The following is a 15,618-nucleotide window of genomic DNA, read 5'->3' on the forward strand; positions in this document are numbered from 1 at the left end:
GCCCCCCTATCCGAGCCCGGCCAGGGCGAGCGCGAGGACGGCCTCGCGGTTGAGCCACAGGGCCGTGGTCGCGACGACCGCCGCGCCCGCGAGGAACAGCCCGTCATGCGACGGATCCCACACGCCGTATCGGTGCGCGAGGCGCGCCACGAAGGGATAGAAGCACAGCGTGGCGAGCAGCTGGCCGAGCAGAGCGCCGCAGAGGCCCGCCGTCGACAGTCCGGCGAGGAAGAAGCCCGAGAACAGAACGGCGCGCACGGCCACGAGATGGAAGAAGCGCCGCGTCTCGCCCGCCGCCAGAGCGGCTTGATCGTAGGTCAGCACGATCGCCTGGACGACGAGGACGATGGCGATCAGGGTGACGATCGGCCCCGCCGCCGCGTAGCGAGGGTCGTAGAGGAGATCGATGAGCGCAGGGCCGCCGAGCGCGAGCAGGGCGAGGAGGCCGCAGAGCGTCGCGGTGATCGCGCAGCGCATGCGGCGCAGCTTTCGAAAGTTTTCGACCGAGGCCGCGGGCGGGCAGTCGCGGTAGAGCGGGATGAGGACGCGCCCGGTGACGGCGCCGCCGAGCATCAGCGGCGCGCCAGCGAGGAAGGCCGCGATGTTGTAGACCCCGAGTTCCTCCATCGTCAGGAACTTGCCGAGGAACAGCTTGTCGCCCTGCGTCGCGAGGAAGCCGCAGATCGTCCCGAGAAAGATCCAGGCGCCGAACCGCACCAGTTCGCGCGCGCCGCCCCGGTCCCAGCACAGCCGGTTCGCAGGCCCCGGCAGCAGAGCGCTCGTCAGAGCGAGCTTGGCGATCGCTCCCGCGACGCCGCCCACCGCCAGCGCCCACACCGACCCCGTCGCGAAGGCCAGCGCGACCATGGTCAGGACGCCGAGCACCTGGCTCGCGAGATCGAGCAGCGTCACCCGGCCGATCAGGAGATGGCGGTTGGCGCTCTCGATGCGCGTGGGGTTGAACCCGGCGACGAGGAGCGACAGAGCCGCCACCGGGAGGATGGCGGCGAGCATGGGCTCGCCGTAGAAATGCGCCGCCGGGACGGCGAGGCCGCAGGCGAGCAGCCAGAGCAGCACGCCGCGTGCGATCTGGATCGTCCAGGCGGTATCGAGAAAGCGCCGGTCGTCTCCGCGGCGCGACGCCATGATCGCCGGCCCGAGCCCGACGTCCGAGACCATGGCGAGGCCGATCACGACGACGCTCACCAGCGCCATCAGCCCGAAATCGTGTGGAAACAGCAGGCGGGTGAGGACGAGGTTCGCCGCCAGGCGCAGACCCTGCGAGCCGAGGTGACCCGCCGCCGCGATGCCCGAGCTGCGCGCGGCACGGGCGAAGAGGCCGGCTCCGCGCAGCTCTGCGATCGCCCCCGCCAGTCCCGGCAGGGCCGCGCGTCGAAGCAGGCCGAGCCCCGCCTCGTTGCTCCCGATGGGAGGACCCGAGGACTCGACGACGCCCTCGAGCCCGGCGCCGGCGCTCGGCCGGCCGGATGGAGTCGTCAATAGGCGTTCCTGTCGAAGAGAAACTTCGGGATCGTCCGCAGGAGGATCAGCACGTCGAGCCAGAGCGACCAATTGTCGATGTACCAGAGATCGCGCGCGACCCGCGCTTCCATGTCCCGCACCTCGGGCGTGCGCCCGCGGCAGCCGTTGACCTGGGCCCAGCCGGTGATGCCCGGCTTCACCTTGTGCCGCGCCGCGTAGGTCTCGATGACGCGGCCGTAGAAGTCGTCGTGCGCCAGGGCGTGCGGCCGCGGGCCGACGAGCGACATCTCCCCGCGCAGCACGTTGAAGAGCTGGGGCAGCTCGTCCACGCTCGTGCGGCGCAGGAAGCGACCGAGCCGCGTGACGCGCAGATCGTCCGGCGTCGCCTGAGCGATCGCCCCGGCATTCTCGCACACGGTCATCGTGCGAAACTTGAAGATCTGGAAATCCCGGCCCGAGAAGCCCCTGCGCGTCTGGCGGAACAGCGCCGGCCCCGGGCTCTCCAGCCGGATGGCGAGCCCGACGAGAGCCATCAGCGGGCCGAGCACGAGCAGGATCGCGATCGTCAGCACGAGATCGACGATCCGCTTCTGCGCGCGCCCGAGCGGGTGGAGCGGCGCGCCCTTGACCTCGAAGCTCGCAATCCGCCCGGTCTCGACCCGCTTGCCCCGGAGGATCTCCGCGCATTGCCCGTCGGTGAGCACGTAGACCGGCGTCGCGACCCGATCCAGCGCCGCGCGCAGGGGCAGATAACGGCTCAGATCCGACCAGTCGATGGCGAGATACACCGCGCAGCCCGGGTCCCGCCCCACGGCGTCCCGGCAGCGGGCGGCGATCGTGTGCGCCTGCGACAGGATCTCCTCGGGCTCGGCGCCGTCCAGCACGTAGACCGCGACCGCGTCGATGCCGTTGCTCGCGAGATCGGCGAGGGCGCGCTCCAGGTCTCCGCGCCCGCCGGCGTCGACGACGATGCCGCGGCGCGTGGCGATCCGCGATCGGGCGAGAACGTGGTTGAATGCGACGAGACCGGCGAGGCGAGCCGGCACCGCGACCCCGATGCCGACCGCGAAGAAGCCGGCGACCGTCGTCCGCGACACCGCGTCGGGTCCGGCGAAGAAGAAGACCGTGCAGCTGAGAACAAGGAAGCCGACGATCCAGGCCCAGACGTGGGTGAGGGTCGCGGCGCTCGGGCGGCGAAGCGTCGTCTCGGCGTATCCCCGCATCAACGCCAGCGCCAGGACCACGGCGAGGCCGGCGGAGATCGCGAAGGCGAGCGTGTGCGCGCCTGCGGCCCCGAGCTCAGCGCCGCTCGGATCGAGCCAGGAGACGAGCGAGAATGTGCCGGCTCCGAGGCCGAAATCGATCGTCACGGCGCCGACGACGGCGACGTTGTGCGGAAGATAGAACCGTTCCGCGACGTCGTCGACGGGCGGCGGCTCCAGACGATCGTGAAGGAATGCGTCCATGGGCACACTCGCGAGATCGCGTCGCGGCTGGCGCCCGATCCGACCCGATATCGCGTCGTCGCGCACGAGACGATCTCCGCGCCGGATGGCGCGCAGCGTCGAGCGGGCGCAGACGTTTTCGGAGGCAAGCCCAGCCGCCCTCAGTAACTCAAAAACTATCGTATCTGAAAAGTGAATTTCGTTTACCCTACTATACGCGGCAAATCACATAGGTTCACTTCTTCACATCAGATCGCGACTATCGCACTTGCTCTACCCGGGAATTCAAGCGGCTTGGGATCTTGAAATAAAGGTGCATTGCGCTTGCTCGCCGGGATCGTCTTCGGCATGAATGATGGGAGGTTCATCAAGCAAGCCTTTCGCGCGGCTTCGTTTTTCCGGAACGCCGGCTCTCGGCCGCGCGCCGCGGCGCGCGAACGACGCCCCGCGAGCCGCGACGCCACGGAGAGCGAGCATGGAACAGGCGCCGGTCGACGCGCTCGAGCGCAAGGTCTTCTGCCTCCTCGGCATTCCCGTCGACGCGGTCAGCATGGAGGAGGCGTTGGCGCGCCTGGCCCGCCCGGCCGCCGCCGAGCGGGCGCTGCTCTCGACGCCCAACCTGAATTTCCTCGTCAGCAGCTTGTCCGACCCGGACTTTCGCGAGACCCTGCGCATGAGCGACTTCTGTCCCGCGGACGGGCTGTCGCTGGTCTGGCTCGCGCGGCTCCTGCGAATCCCCCTCCCCGAACGCGTCGCCGGCTCCGACATCTTCGACGCCCTCGTCTCCCGGGATGCCTCTCCTCCGCTGCGGGTCTTCCTCTTCGGCGGCGATGCGGGGGTCGCGGAAGCCGCGGCCTCGCGACTGAACGACCGAGGGCTCGGCGTGCGCTGCGTCGGCTGGCTGGACCCCGGTCGCGGCAGCGTCGAGGAGATGAGCCGGCCCGAGATCATCGCCAGGATCAACGAGAGCGACGCCGACTTCCTCGTCGTCGCGCTGGGCGCGACCAAAGGACAGAAGTGGCTCGCGCACAATCGCGACGCCCTCGCCGTTCCGCTGCGCAGCCATCTCGGCGCCGTCGTCAACTTCCATGCGGGCGCGGTCCGTCGAGCGCCGCCCCGAATGAGGGCGGCCGGTCTGGAATGGCTCTGGCGCATCAAGGAGGAGCCCCGGCTCTGGCGCCGATACGCCCATGACGGGCTCGCACTCGTTGCGATCGTCGGCACGCGGGTGGGTCCGCTGCGGCTTCTCGATGCGCTGATTCCCGTGCGGGGCGAGGCGCTCCATGCGCCGTCCTGCATCGTGACGGGCGCCGCCTTGCGCATCGCCCTCGCAGGCGACCCGCGCCTCGGCGGCCTCGAGGCCGCGACGGCCGTGCTGCGGAGCGCGCTTCCCGGTACCCGCCACGCCGAGGTCGATCTCGCGGATCTGCGCTTCCTCGATCCGCGTACGCTCGGCCTGCTCCTCGTCCTGCGCAAGATCCTGCGTGATCGAGGCGGCGGCGTGCGCCTTACGAATGCGACCGCACCCGTGCGCACGCTGCTGCGTCTGCACGCAGCCCTGGATCTCGCCGCCTGACGCGCGCTCGCGCTGGAGCGCGCCCGCGCGGCGGGATCACTCGACGAGCCGCATCACTGCGGCGACGATCTCGGTCTGGCGCGCGGCCCCGATCTTGCCGCGCAGGTTCCTCACGTGCGTGCGCGCCGTGTGCTCGGAGATGCCATGCAGTCGCGCGATGTCCTCCGCCGTCGAACCCTTGGCCAGCGCGAGGGCGACCCGCGCCTCGGTGGCGGAAACCCCGAGCGCGGCCTGGACGACCGACACCGGCGGCAACCGGGCGTCCAGCGGGTCGCGCACGCGGATGACGGCGGCGAGCGGGCTGCGCCCCGGCGCCGGGAGCGCCGTCGCGACGAGAACCCGGCCCCGCGGTCCCGGCAGCACGACCCGCATCTCTGCGGCATCGGCCGCCTGACGATGCGCCACACGCAATGCTGCGGCGAGCGCGACGTCGAAACCGGCTCGCGCGGCGGGGTCGACCGGCGTGAGCGCCCCGTTGATCATGGTCAGGTGGCGCGCCTCGCCCAGGAGCGCGCGCCCCCGACGGTTCACGAAGACGACGCGCAGCAGGCCGTCGAGCACGAAGACGGCCTCCGGCAGAGCGTCGAAGGCGAGCGCGAGGCTCTCGCCCGCGCCGGCCGCACCGAGGCTTCGCAGGACGACCGCCTGCGCCACGTGGCCGGCGAGGTCCGCCATCACCCGGCGCTGCTCGTCTTCGAACGGGCCGTGACGCGCGCCTCGGTGGAAGGTCGGCGTGACCAGCACGGTCTCGCAGTCGGTCGGCGCCATCAGCGAGTGCCAGCATTCAGGCCACGCGCGGTAGAACTCCTGGTGGACCGGACAGCGTGCGATCTCCGCAGCGGTCAGCAGCTCCTCGGTCGACATCACACCGCGCCGCCCCGCGAGCACGCGTGCGACGCGCAGGTCGCGGTCGGCGTAGTCGCGCACGTAATCGAGCACTCCGCCGGGAGCGACCGGCCACGAGTCCTGGACGACGTCGCCATCGCCACCGAGAACGTGGAGGGTCACCCGCTCCGCGCGTGCGGCGGACGCGATCTCGGCGAGGGTGTCCGACCAGCTCTCCGCCCCCTGGGCAGCAGCGTAGAGACGCTCCTTGATCCGCGCCAGGTCGATGTCGGTCGCTCGCCCCATCGTCGGCCCTCTTCCTTCAGTCAGCCGGCTAACGATAGCGGCGCGCCGCTGCCAAGCAACTTGTCGAGCACCTGGCGGCACCCGCCCCGATGGTATTCGGCAAGATCACCGTTTCGGTCGGTTTGGGTGAAAGGGGGAATCGAGAAATCGGAGGATACCACAAGCCGGGTATGGCGGCGTTTTCGCTTCGGCTTTACCGTCCTTCGTTGGAATTAACGCGGAAAAGTGAAAGATAATATTCCTGATAATCCGCGCGAATAGGGATGAAACCGAGAGGTGCACCCCCACTGTTACGACGACCGATGTAAATCGGCTGTGCAACGGACGGGCGAATGCAACGAGGGCGCCGGGATGACGAACCACTTCCTTTCCGCAATGCTCGAGCGAAACAGGAGCGAAACCCGCTTTCGTCTCGCGCTGGCGCGATTGCGGTCCGTATGCGCCTCCGAGGAGGGTGAGCAGGAGCCCGACGCGAACGAAGGATTCGCGTCGGCCATGCAGGAGGTCGAGGACGCGGCACGCGAGGTGATCGCGGGCCCGGTGCGCACGCCCGCCGACCTCGCGGCGAAGATTGCCGTGCTCCAGGACTGGTACCTGGCCGATTTCTTCGCACCCGCGCTCGCGGAGGACGGGGCCGGCTGGGCCGTGCGGCAGACCTTCGCGGACTTCCAGACGTGGCTTCCCGAGCTGGAAAAGCAGCGCCGTTCGGGCGCCCGCGTCGAGGCGCCCGTCGGGGCGATAAACTGAGCCCGAAACGGACGACGGGACGGCTGGCTGGGGCGGCAGGATTCGAACCTGCGCATGGCGGTACCAAAAACCGCTGCCTTACCGCTTGGCTACGCCCCATCGCGGCGGGGGTCGCCCCCCGGCGGAGCCGGACCATAGTGCGGGGCCGCGCCCTGCGCAACGCCTTTCAGGCGCCGGACCTCGCCGTTCTCGGGGGTGCGACGTTTCCTCGGCGAAATCGGACGAAAGGGGCGAAACAGCGCTTGCGTCCCCTGATCCGGGCGGCTATATCACCGCCCACACCAGGGGATCGGAGTGTAGCGCAGCCTGGTAGCGCACCTCGTTCGGGACGAGGGGGTCGCAGGTTCGAATCCTGCCACTCCGACCATTTCACGCCTCTCCAGCATCGAGACGACGGGCGCCCGCCGCGGGTGAGGCGAGCCGGTGTCGGGCCGGACGGGCCGTGAGCGATCCCCCTATTCCGTCAGCTGCCGGCGCGCCAGCTCGGCGAACGTGCCGTCGAGCGCCATCAGCTCGGCGTAGGTGCCGTGCTCGACCACGCGACCGGCGTCGACGACGTAGATGAGGTCGGCGTTGGCGATCGTCGACAGCCGGTGAGCGATCACGATCCGGGTGCAGTTCAGCTTGTCGAGCGCCTCGGTCACGATCGACTGCACCTCGTTGTCGAGCGCGCTGGTCGCCTCGTCGAGCAGCATGATGCGGGGCCGCCGGATGATGGCGCGGGCCAGCATCAGGCGCTGGCACTGCCCGCCCGAGAGGGTCGATCCACCGTCGCTCAGCATGGTGTGGAGCCCGTCCGGCATGCGGCGGATGTCGTCGGCGAAGCCCACCTGCTCGGCCGCCCACCAGGCGTCGTCCTCGCTCATGTCGGTGCCGCTCGTGATGTTCTCGAGGATCGTCCCCGTCATCACCTTCACGGTCTGCAGCACGACGCCGAAGTTGCGCCGCACGGCCCGCTTGTTCAGCCGGCGCAGGTCCTGGCCGTCGAGGAAGACGGACCCGGCCTCGGGGGCGTCGAAGCCGAGCAGCAGGCGCATCAGCGACGACTTGCCGGCGCCGGAGGGCCCGACGACGGCCACGAACTGCCCCGCCTTCGCCGACAGGCTGACTCCCTGGAGCACCAGCGGCTGGCCCTGCACGTAGCGGAACCGCACCTCGCGCACGTCGACGTCGCCGCGCAGCACGCCCGGGTCCTGCTCGCCCTCCTGGTGCTCCTCCTCGGTCTCCACGAGAGGCCGCAGCCGGTCCCAGGTCGGCACGAGCGCCGTCAGGTTGAGCCCCGACTGCACCAGCTGGTTCACCGCCAGCGCGAACTGCCCGAAGGCGGCGTAGAACGCCATGAACTGGGCCGGGTCGATGGCGCCCTCGAGCCCGGTCGCCGACAAGCGGGCCCAGTCCAGCTCCACGCGGAACGCTGCGAACAGCTGATCCGTGATCAGCCCGATGGCGACGACGATCGCCAGCACGGCGGCGAACGAGAACACGGCGTTGGTGGTCTGGCCCGCATTCGAGAACAGCCCGGCCTCGAAGGTCCTGGCCTGGCCGGCCGAGAACTTGGCGGACCAGCGCGAGAACGCCTGACGCTCCGCGCCGTTGGTCCTCAGCTCCGTGACGCCGCCGAGATACTGGACGACGTCGGCCTCCACCTCGCCGCGGATCTTCAGCTGGTCGCGGTTGAGCGCGACCACCCGACGACCGAAAGAGTAGTTCAGCGCGCCGACCACGAGCGCCACGGCGGCCACGGTCAGCCCGAGCTTCACCTCGTAGTACAGCATGATGCCGAGCGAGAACGCACCGTTCACGCTCGCCATGATGATGAAGAGCGTGTTCTCGCTGAGCAGCTGGCGCATCTCCTCCACGCCGCGCACGCGGACCGACAGGTCGCCGGCCGTGAAGTCGCGGAAGAAGTCCGTCGGCAATCGCAGGAGCCGGGCGAAAACCGCGAGCTGGGTCCGAGAGCTCGCCCAGCCTTCGATCCGAAGCAGCGCCAGGCTCTGGACGACGGAGAAGCCCGCCCCGGCGAGCGCGACGGCCACCATCATGCAGACCAGAACCAGGAGCTCGCTGCGGTCGGCCTCCGGCACGGCGCTGCCGATGATCTGCTCGATGATCAACGGCATGGCGAAGGCGACGCAGCCGGCGAGCAGCATCGCCGCGGCCAGCCGCCTGAAGTCGCCGCCGAGGCCGTGCAGACCGTTCGCCAGGACGTCCCGGGCGCCGACGCCGCGGCTCGGCAGCAGACGCACGAAGCTGCGGGCGTCGCGGGCGAACTTGTCCGCGTTCGCCGCGGTGACCCGGCGCCGGCCCATCGTGGCGGGATCCACCGCTTCGTACCGCCCCGGCCTCGTCGCCAGGAGCGCGACCGGGGTCCGGTCCGGGCCGACGAAGGCGAGGAGCGGCCCCATGTCGTGGCGCCACCAGTCGCCCTCGAGACGGACCGGAACGACGTGGAAGCCGCCGCTTTCGGCGAGCGTCGCCAGCGGGTCCGAGGACCGGGCGAGGGCCGAAAGATCGCCCTTCGGCAGCGCGAGCTCGATCCCGGCGGCCTGGGCGACGAGGCAGGCGGCGCCGACGAGCGGCACGCCCGGCGCCGCGGCGGTCGCCGTCGTCGCGCCCGCGCCGATCGAGGCGAGCGCGCCGATCGATCCGTCGAAGGCCTGCAGGTCGGCGCCGCGCCGGTCGTCGAGCCGACGCCAGACGTCGTCGCGGTCCGCCTGGAGGCCGCGCAGGAACCATGCGAGCGCCAGCCCGTGGAACCGTTCGAGATCCGCGGTCCATGGCCCGCCCAGCCAGGCCGCCGTCGGCGCGATCGCGACCGTCGCGCCGGCTGCCGGGGCCAGCCAGGCGCCTCCGGCGAGGGGCCAGAACGAGCCCGGCGCCGCCTCGACCGCACCCGAATAGGCCAGCGGGCCGCCGTCGGCGCGGACGAAGACCAGCTCGTCGGAGGTCAGCACCTGCCCGGCGGCGCAGGGCCCGAGCCGCTCCCCCGCCTGCACGACCCGGCACGCGCCCGGCGCGGGCTGCATCGGCAGCGCGTCGAGCAGACGACCGATCCAGCGGGCGACGGCGGGGGCGAGGTCCTCGGAGACAGCGGCGGAGGCGGCCGCGAGCGAGCCGAGCTCGGCAATCGCCACATCGGTTCCGGAGCCGGGCACGGCGACGATACGCGCCCCGTCGTCGGGGGCGGAAAGGCCGAAGGCCAGCTCGCCGGCCTCGACCTGCACGAAGCCGTGGCGGCGCCCGCTCGGCTCGACGACGAAGAGGTTGAGCGTCCCGCGCGTCACCAGGCACACGGCGCCGGGATCGGAGAGATCGAAGGCGTCGCGGGCGGAGACCCGTCGCGTGGCGTTCGCCAGGCCGAGCGCCGCGGCGATCGTCTCGGCCCGGGTCTTTCCGCCGGTCGTTCCCGCCGCGGCGGGCCTATCGCGCACGACGTCGCTCATCCCGCGGCCACCAGCTGCGCGTAATGGCCGCCCGCGGCCATCAGCTCGTCGTGCGTGCCGCGCTCGATCACCCGGCCGTGATCGAGGACCACGATCTCGTCGGCGTCGCGGATCGTGCTGAGCCGATGGGCGATGATCAGGCAGGTGCAGCCGCGGGACCGCAGCCGCTCGTCGATCTTGAGCTCGGTGAGCGGATCGAGCGCCGCCGTCGCCTCGTCGAGCACGACGATCGAGGGATTGCGCGCCAGGCCGCGGGCGATCTCGATGCGCTGACGCTGCCCGCCGGAGAAGTTGGAGCCGCCCTCCTCGACGGCGCTGTCGTAGCCGCCCGGGCGCGCCGCGACGACGTCGTGGATCTGCGCGTCGACCGCCGCCCGGTAGACGTCCTGCGAAGCGATGGTGTCGTCCCACATGGTGATGTTGTCGCGAATCGTGCCGCGGAACAGCTGCACGTCCTGCTGGATGTAGGCCACCGACGCGACGAACTGGTCGCGCGGAATCTCCTCGATCGGCCGGCCGTCGAACAGGATCTGTCCGCTGCGCGCCTGGTAGAGCCCGGTGACCAGCCGGGCGATGGTCGACTTGCCGCTTCCGCTGCCGCCGACGAGAGCCACCCTGTCGCCCGGCGCGAGGACGAGGTCGAAGCCCTCGATCAGCGGCGGGTCGAGCGGTCCGTAGGCGAAGGCGATGCCGCGCAGCTCGAGCGCGCCCGTCAGGGTCGGGGCGCGGCCGTCGGCGCTCGGCGCCGCGGGCGGCAGCTTCTCCACCATGGCCATCAGGGCGTCCGGCTCGGTGCGCATCGCATCGTCGATGCGCACCACGTCGGCCACCGTCTCCTGGATCTTGCCGGAGAACATGACAAGCGCGATCACCGGCTGGACGAAGCGGGTCAGCACCGCCTGGAAGGCGACGAGCCCGCCGACCGTCAGGTCGCCGTCCATGATGAGCAGGCCGCCGATGCCGAGGAAGGCCGCCAGGACGAGGTTGTTGATGAGCTCCGGCACCGTGTTCAACAGGGCGCCGAGCGCGTTCAGCTGCTGCTGGGCGTTGGCGACGCGGCCGTAGTGCATGGCCCAGTTCCGGAAGACGTCGCTCTCGACGCCGGTCGCCTTGATGGTCTCGATGCCCTCGATGGCGCCCAGAAGCGCGCTGTTCGCCTTGGCCTGCACGCCCTGAAGGTCGGTCGCGAGCGAGACCCGCGGCGCCTGCGCGAGGATGATGGCGGCGAAGTTGAGCACCATCGCGCCGACCGCCAGGAGGGTGAGCTGCCAGCTCAGGAACACCATCACCGCGGCGTAGAAGACGACGACGAGGGCGTTGACCACGTTCAGGCTCAGATCGTTGCCCATCACGGTCGCGACGCGGTTGCACGCGTCGACCCGCGTGACGAGATCGCCGACCTGCCGCTGCGTGAAGAACACCGCCGGGGCGCGCAGGAGGTGCCAGATCAGCAGCGCCGTCTGGGTGATCGCGAGCTTCGTCTGCAGGCGCAGGATGAAATAGCGCTGCAGCCAGGTGAGCACCCCGTTGAACACCGTCGCCAGCGCCAGGCCGATCGCGAGCGGCAGCAGCCATCCGGCGAGCCCGCGGGTCAGCACGTCGTCGACGAGCCCCTTCAGGAAGGCCGGCAGCAGCAGGCCGGGCAGCACGAGCATGACGCCGAACAGGGCGACCATGGCGAAGGCGTCGCGCGAGCCGGGCAGCAGCCGCGCGAGGCTGCGCAGCAGCGACGGCGGATGCCCGCCTTTCGCGAAGCCCGGCCCGGGCGCGATCCGCAAGAGCCGGCCGCCGTAGGAGCGCTCGAACTCCTCCCGGCTCAGCGACCGCCGGCCGCCGGCGGGATCGTTGAGGAAGACCGTGTCCCCCTTGGCGCCCTCCAGGACGACGTACTGATTCTGCTCCCACGTGACGATCGCCGGAACCGGCGCCGCCAGCGCCGTCGTCGCGTCGGCGTCGCCGCCGTCCGTCTCGAGCCCGTAGCGCCGGGAGCCGCGGATCAGGTTCTCGAAGCGCGTCCCGTCGCGCGAGGTGCCGGTCTCCTGCCGCAGGTTCGCGATCGGCTCCCAGCGACCGTAATGGGCGAGCACGACGGCGAGCGCGGCGGCCCCCGATTCGGCCGGGTCCATCTGGATGAGGGTCGGGGTGGAGACGCGCCCCGGCTTCGGCTCAGCTGCCATGGCCGATCCAGCGCCAGAACACCGGGGCCACCAGGTTCGCCGGCGCCTCCTCGCGCACCACGACGGACACGGCCGACATGGTGCCGTGGGTGATGCGGTAGGGCGGGCCGCTCCCGGACGACCAGTCGAGCCCGCTCGGCGTGCTCGGGTCGCTCGCCATCTCGACCTCGACCAGGATCGGAGGGCCGGAGGCGAAGATCTGCTGGGCCAGCTGCTCGTTGCCGAGCAGGTTGATCACCGACCCGAGCGTCTCCGGCAGCTGCGAGACGCGCTTCACCGTGCCGTTGATCGTGCCCCAGATGGCCGGCTCCGCGGTGCTCGGCGACACCGAGACGTCCATGCCCGGCCCGATCTTCTTGCCGTCCGGCGCCTCGAAGAAGCCGAGCACGCGCAAGCCGTCGCCCTCCGCGTCGACGCGCACGACCGGCGCGCCGAGCGTCACCAGGTCGCCGACCTGAGCCGACACCCCGATCACCCGGCCGGAGCGGGTCGCGGTGATCCGCGACCGGTCCGCCCGTGTCCGGCGCAGCATCTCCAGGTCGGTGCTCGCCTCCTCGATGTCGCGGCGCATCGTCTCGAGGTCGTCCTGGCGCTGATCCTCGAACTCCAGATAATCGAGATTCGCCTGCGCGATCTCGACGTCGCTCTCGTTGAGCTGCAGCCTGGCGTCGGCGAGCGCGGTGCGCACCTCCTGGAGCCTGGCCTCGGTGACGATGCCCTCGCGGCGCTGCTCCTCGACGGTGCCGAGGAGGTCCGAGAGATAGCCGACGCGCTGCTGCAGCGTCTGCTTCTTGCCCTCGAGCACGGCGACGTGCCGTTCGGTCGCCTGTCGCCGCTCGACGAGATCGGCGTCGACCTGCGCGCGGCGAAGGTCGTAGCCCTGCTGCAGGCGCTCGACGCGCTTCGACGCGGCGTCGATGCGCGCATCGTCGCCGGGCTGGCCGATCCGCGCGACGAGCTGCCCCGCCTCGACGGTGTCGCCGACGCCGACCGTGAGCGCGACGACGGTGCCCGCGTCCACGCTGCGCAGCTCGTAGACGTCCCCGTCCTCGGCCATGACGATGCCGATCCCGGCGACCCGGGTGGTCAGGACCCCGAGCACGCCCCAGACGAGAACCGCGACGGTGATGAAGGCGAAGATGGCGCCGATCAGCCAGGAGGCCGGGGTCGTGATGCGGATCGCGGCCTGCAGGCGCTCCGGCCCGGCGGCGCGCGCCGCCGGCTCGGTGACCGGCCCCGCGAGCGAAGGGGACGCTCGGCTCGTTTGCGCCACGGTGTCCCCCCAAGCTTCCGCACGATCCTCACGGCGGCGCCGCCGCTCGCGTCTCTCTAGAGAACACCACGAGCGTTAAGATGCGGTTGCCGACCGACAGGCGTATCGTCCCCGGCGTTCCGGACTGCTACAGGTTGCGCAGGAAACGGCGCAGCGCCGCGATCTCGGCGGCCTCGCGCGCGGCCAGCGCGCGTACCCGCACCGCCGCCGCCGCGCGCCAGCGGTCCGGCTCGGCCCGGATCGCCGCGAGCGCCTCGAGCCACTCCGCGGTGGAGGCGGCGAACGGCACCACCAGCGCGCCCGCGTCCTCCCCCTCCCCCACAGCCTCGCGGATCGCGGGATAGTCGCGCGCGACGACAGGCGTGCCGCGCAGCATCGCCTCCACGGCGACCATGCCGTAGCCCTCGTAGGTGCTGGCGACGAGCAGCGCGCCGATGCCGTCGTAGAAGGCCCGCATGTCGTCGACCCGGCGGATCAGCTCGAGACCGGCCGCGGCGCCGGCCGTGGCCGCCGCGAAATCGCGGAAGGCCGACCCGTGACCGCCTTGCAGCGCGCGGAACCGCCAGGTCGCGGGCGCCCGGCGGACGATCTCCGCGAGCGTCGGCCCGCCCTTGTGCCGACGCGGGTTGACGAACCCGAAATCCGCCGTCGTCGGCGCCGCCTCGGCGGCGCCGGAGAGCGCCTCCCCCATCGGCGGATGCACGGTCAGGCGCGGCGCGCGCGCGAGGGGGTCGACGAAGCGCCCGGACCAGTCCGAGCAGGCGATCACGCCGTCGACGTCGAAATGGAGCGGCGAGCCGATCTCCGCATGCACCTCCTCGCCGAGCGTCGCCGCGAGCGCGCCGAGCCGCGCCTCGCCGATCCTCGCCGCGCCCTCCCAGTCCCCCGCGGCGGCGTAGGCCTCGGCGAGGCCTTCGACCACGCCTCGGTCGAGATCCAGATGCACCGCGGCGATGCGGCAGCCGCGCGCGCGCGCCAGCGCATAGACGGCGGCGGCGTGCCCGTGGCTGACCCGGGTGAACGGGGCGTTGACGATCAGGTGCGTCGGCCGCGCCGCAGCGAGCCATTCGGCGATCTCGGGAAGCCAGGCGGCGCACGCGGCCGGATCGTCGGGGTCGACGTCGGTCCGCGCCGCGCGCGGCGTCTGGCCTCCCGCCGTCTCGGGCGCGGCGGTCCCGGTGCAGGCCGCGACCTCGACCCCGTCCTCCGCCAGCGCGATGCCGATGCGTTGAAGATAGACCTCGCCGCCGCCGCCCTTCGGCGGCCAGAGCGGGCTGAGCAAGCCGAGTCTCACGGGCAGGCCCTCACGAGAGCCGATATCCCAGCGTCCGAAGGGTCTCGGCCAACGCCGCGCGCGGATCGTCCCGCACGAGGAAATGCCCGCCGGCGAGGCCGCGCACGTCGGAGCCGGGCGCCCCCCAGCGGACCCATTCGGCCAGCACCTCCCCGCGCACCTGGGCGTCGTCGGCGCCGCCGCGGGCGAAGACCGGGCAGGCCAGCGCCGCGTTCGCCGGAGGCGGCGCGTAGCGCTCCATCGCGGCGAGATCGGCCCGTAGCGGCGGCAGGAACAGGCGCAGCAGCTCGCGCTGCTCCCGCAGCTCGTCGGGCACGCCCCCGTAGTCGCGCTGCAGCCGCCCGACGAGCTCGTCGTCGCTCAGCGCGGAGAACGGCCCCACCGGCTGGACGCGGTGCGGCGGCCGGCACGCGAAGACGATCAGCGCCGTCGGCGCCGGCAGCCCGGCCCGCGGCAGGGCGCGGGCCAGCTCGAACGCGGCGATCGCCCCGAAGCTGCAGCCGAGAAGGGCGTAGGGCGCCTCGAACAGGTCCGGCTCCGCGACGAGCGCCGCCGTCAGCCGCTCGATCATGTGCGGCAGGGCGGACAGCGGCGGCTCGGCGATTCGGCTCTCGCGGCCCGGCGCCTGGATGCCGTAGATCCCGACGCCCTCGGGCGCGGCCCGGCTCCACGGCACGAACAGCGATGCGCCGAGCCCGGCATAGGGCCAGCAGAACAGGCGCAGGCGCGGAACCTCGCCGCGTCGCGGCGGCAGGAGCCAGCCGCCGGCGGCGCCGGGGGGCGCGGGATACGATGCGGTGGCTGTCAGCTGCGACCCCTCGTCAGGACTGGGAGGCGTCCATCTTGCGACGCAGGGAGAGCGGCCGCATGTCGGTCCAGACCTCCTCGATATAGGCCAGGCAATCGGCCTTGGAGCCTTCCTTGCCGACCGCCGTCCAGCCGAGCGGGATCTCCCGGTAGGTCGGCCAGATCGAGTATTGCTCCTCGTGGTTCACCACCACGGCGTAGATCGTCTTGTCGTCGTCCTCGTCCATGTCCGGGCCTCCAAGC

At 71.6% G+C, this 15,618-nt stretch carries 11 protein-coding genes and 2 tRNA genes; 3 read left to right on the plus strand and 10 right to left on the minus strand.

Annotation, left to right across the window (positions count from 1 at the left end; genetic code table 11):
* Positions 1 to 6: 6 nt before the first annotated feature.
* Both ABL310_RS15395 and ABL310_RS15400 read right to left on the minus strand, forming a co-directional pair.
* Positions 7 to 1,500, minus strand: a complete 1,494-nt coding sequence (locus ABL310_RS15395) for an oligosaccharide flippase family protein (protein WP_349367895.1) — start codon at positions 1,498 to 1,500, stop codon at positions 7 to 9.
* The gene (locus ABL310_RS15400) at positions 1,497 to 2,948 is read right to left on the minus strand and encodes an exopolysaccharide biosynthesis polyprenyl glycosylphosphotransferase (protein ID WP_349367896.1); all 1,452 of its coding nucleotides are present in this window, start codon (positions 2,946 to 2,948) and stop codon (positions 1,497 to 1,499) included. Before ABL310_RS15400 ends, ABL310_RS15395 begins: the two co-directional genes overlap by 4 nt.
* A gap of 454 nt (positions 2,949 to 3,402) precedes the next feature.
* On the opposite strand from ABL310_RS15400, the gene ABL310_RS15405 reads away from it, so the two are divergent.
* Positions 3,403 to 4,503, plus strand: coding sequence for a WecB/TagA/CpsF family glycosyltransferase (locus ABL310_RS15405; RefSeq protein WP_349367897.1), 1,101 nt, complete (start codon positions 3,403 to 3,405; stop codon positions 4,501 to 4,503).
* A gap of 36 nt (positions 4,504 to 4,539) precedes the next feature.
* Here the strand turns inward: ABL310_RS15405 and ABL310_RS15410 are convergent, their stop codons facing one another.
* On the minus strand, positions 4,540 to 5,634 hold the full coding sequence (locus tag ABL310_RS15410) for a helix-turn-helix transcriptional regulator (protein ID WP_349367898.1): 1,095 nt from the start codon (positions 5,632 to 5,634) through the stop codon (positions 4,540 to 4,542).
* A gap of 351 nt (positions 5,635 to 5,985) precedes the next feature.
* Between ABL310_RS15410 and ABL310_RS15415 the strand changes: the two genes are divergently transcribed.
* Positions 5,986 to 6,381 (plus strand): hypothetical protein, encoded by a 396-nt coding sequence (locus ABL310_RS15415; protein WP_349367899.1) that lies wholly within the window; start codon positions 5,986 to 5,988, stop codon positions 6,379 to 6,381.
* A 24-nt stretch (positions 6,382 to 6,405) separates the two neighbouring features.
* Here ABL310_RS15415 and ABL310_RS15420 read toward each other — a convergent pair.
* Positions 6,406 to 6,480, minus strand: a tRNA-Gln gene (locus ABL310_RS15420).
* A gap of 191 nt (positions 6,481 to 6,671) precedes the next feature.
* Between ABL310_RS15420 and ABL310_RS15425 the strand changes: the two genes are divergently transcribed.
* Positions 6,672 to 6,748, plus strand: a tRNA-Pro gene (locus ABL310_RS15425).
* A gap of 88 nt (positions 6,749 to 6,836) precedes the next feature.
* Here ABL310_RS15425 and ABL310_RS15430 read toward each other — a convergent pair.
* The 6 genes from ABL310_RS15430 to ABL310_RS15455 form a co-directional block, all read right to left on the minus strand.
* Positions 6,837 to 9,824, minus strand: a complete 2,988-nt coding sequence (locus tag ABL310_RS15430; RefSeq protein ID WP_349367900.1) for an NHLP bacteriocin export ABC transporter permease/ATPase subunit — start codon at positions 9,822 to 9,824, stop codon at positions 6,837 to 6,839.
* On the minus strand, positions 9,821 to 12,001 hold the full coding sequence (locus ABL310_RS15435; RefSeq protein WP_349367901.1) for an NHLP family bacteriocin export ABC transporter peptidase/permease/ATPase subunit: 2,181 nt from the start codon (positions 11,999 to 12,001) through the stop codon (positions 9,821 to 9,823). The genes ABL310_RS15430 and ABL310_RS15435 overlap by 4 nt, the downstream gene beginning before the upstream one ends.
* Positions 11,991 to 13,274, minus strand: a complete 1,284-nt coding sequence (locus ABL310_RS15440; RefSeq protein ID WP_349367902.1) for an NHLP bacteriocin system secretion protein — start codon at positions 13,272 to 13,274, stop codon at positions 11,991 to 11,993. The genes ABL310_RS15435 and ABL310_RS15440 overlap by 11 nt, the downstream gene beginning before the upstream one ends.
* A 127-nt stretch (positions 13,275 to 13,401) precedes the next feature.
* On the minus strand, positions 13,402 to 14,568 hold the full coding sequence (locus tag ABL310_RS15445) for a glycosyltransferase family 4 protein (protein WP_349367903.1): 1,167 nt from the start codon (positions 14,566 to 14,568) through the stop codon (positions 13,402 to 13,404).
* A gap of 10 nt (positions 14,569 to 14,578) precedes the next feature.
* A complete protein-coding gene (locus ABL310_RS15450) occupies positions 14,579 to 15,472 on the minus strand; it encodes a thioesterase domain-containing protein (protein ID WP_349372069.1) in 894 nt (297 codons plus the stop codon).
* Complete coding sequence (locus ABL310_RS15455; RefSeq protein WP_349367904.1) at positions 15,390 to 15,602, minus strand: MbtH family NRPS accessory protein; 213 nt, start codon at positions 15,600 to 15,602, stop codon at positions 15,390 to 15,392. The genes ABL310_RS15450 and ABL310_RS15455 overlap by 83 nt, the downstream gene beginning before the upstream one ends.
* Between the last annotated feature and the right edge of the window lie 16 nt (positions 15,603 to 15,618).

The organism is Salinarimonas sp. (genome assembly GCF_040111675.1).
Taxonomy (GTDB): domain Bacteria; phylum Pseudomonadota; class Alphaproteobacteria; order Rhizobiales; family Beijerinckiaceae; genus Salinarimonas.

What these genes read in the sequence shown, in the direction of transcription:
- ABL310_RS15400 (WP_349367896.1), bottom strand. Translation starts at nt 2,948, where the DNA reads ATGGACGCATTCCTTCACGATCGTCTGGAGCCGCCGCCCGTCGACGAC.
- ABL310_RS15405 (WP_349367897.1), top strand. Translation starts at nt 3,403, where the DNA reads ATGGAACAGGCGCCGGTCGACGCGCTCGAGCGCAAGGTCTTCTGCCTC.
- ABL310_RS15410 (WP_349367898.1), bottom strand. Translation starts at nt 5,634, where the DNA reads ATGGGGCGAGCGACCGACATCGACCTGGCGCGGATCAAGGAGCGTCTC.
- ABL310_RS15415 (WP_349367899.1), top strand. Translation starts at nt 5,986, where the DNA reads ATGACGAACCACTTCCTTTCCGCAATGCTCGAGCGAAACAGGAGCGAA.
- ABL310_RS15430 (WP_349367900.1), bottom strand. Translation starts at nt 9,824, where the DNA reads ATGAGCGACGTCGTGCGCGATAGGCCCGCCGCGGCGGGAACGACCGGC.
- ABL310_RS15435 (WP_349367901.1), bottom strand. Translation starts at nt 12,001, where the DNA reads ATGGCAGCTGAGCCGAAGCCGGGGCGCGTCTCCACCCCGACCCTCATC.
- ABL310_RS15455 (WP_349367904.1), bottom strand. Translation starts at nt 15,602, where the DNA reads ATGGACGAGGACGACGACAAGACGATCTACGCCGTGGTGGTGAACCAC.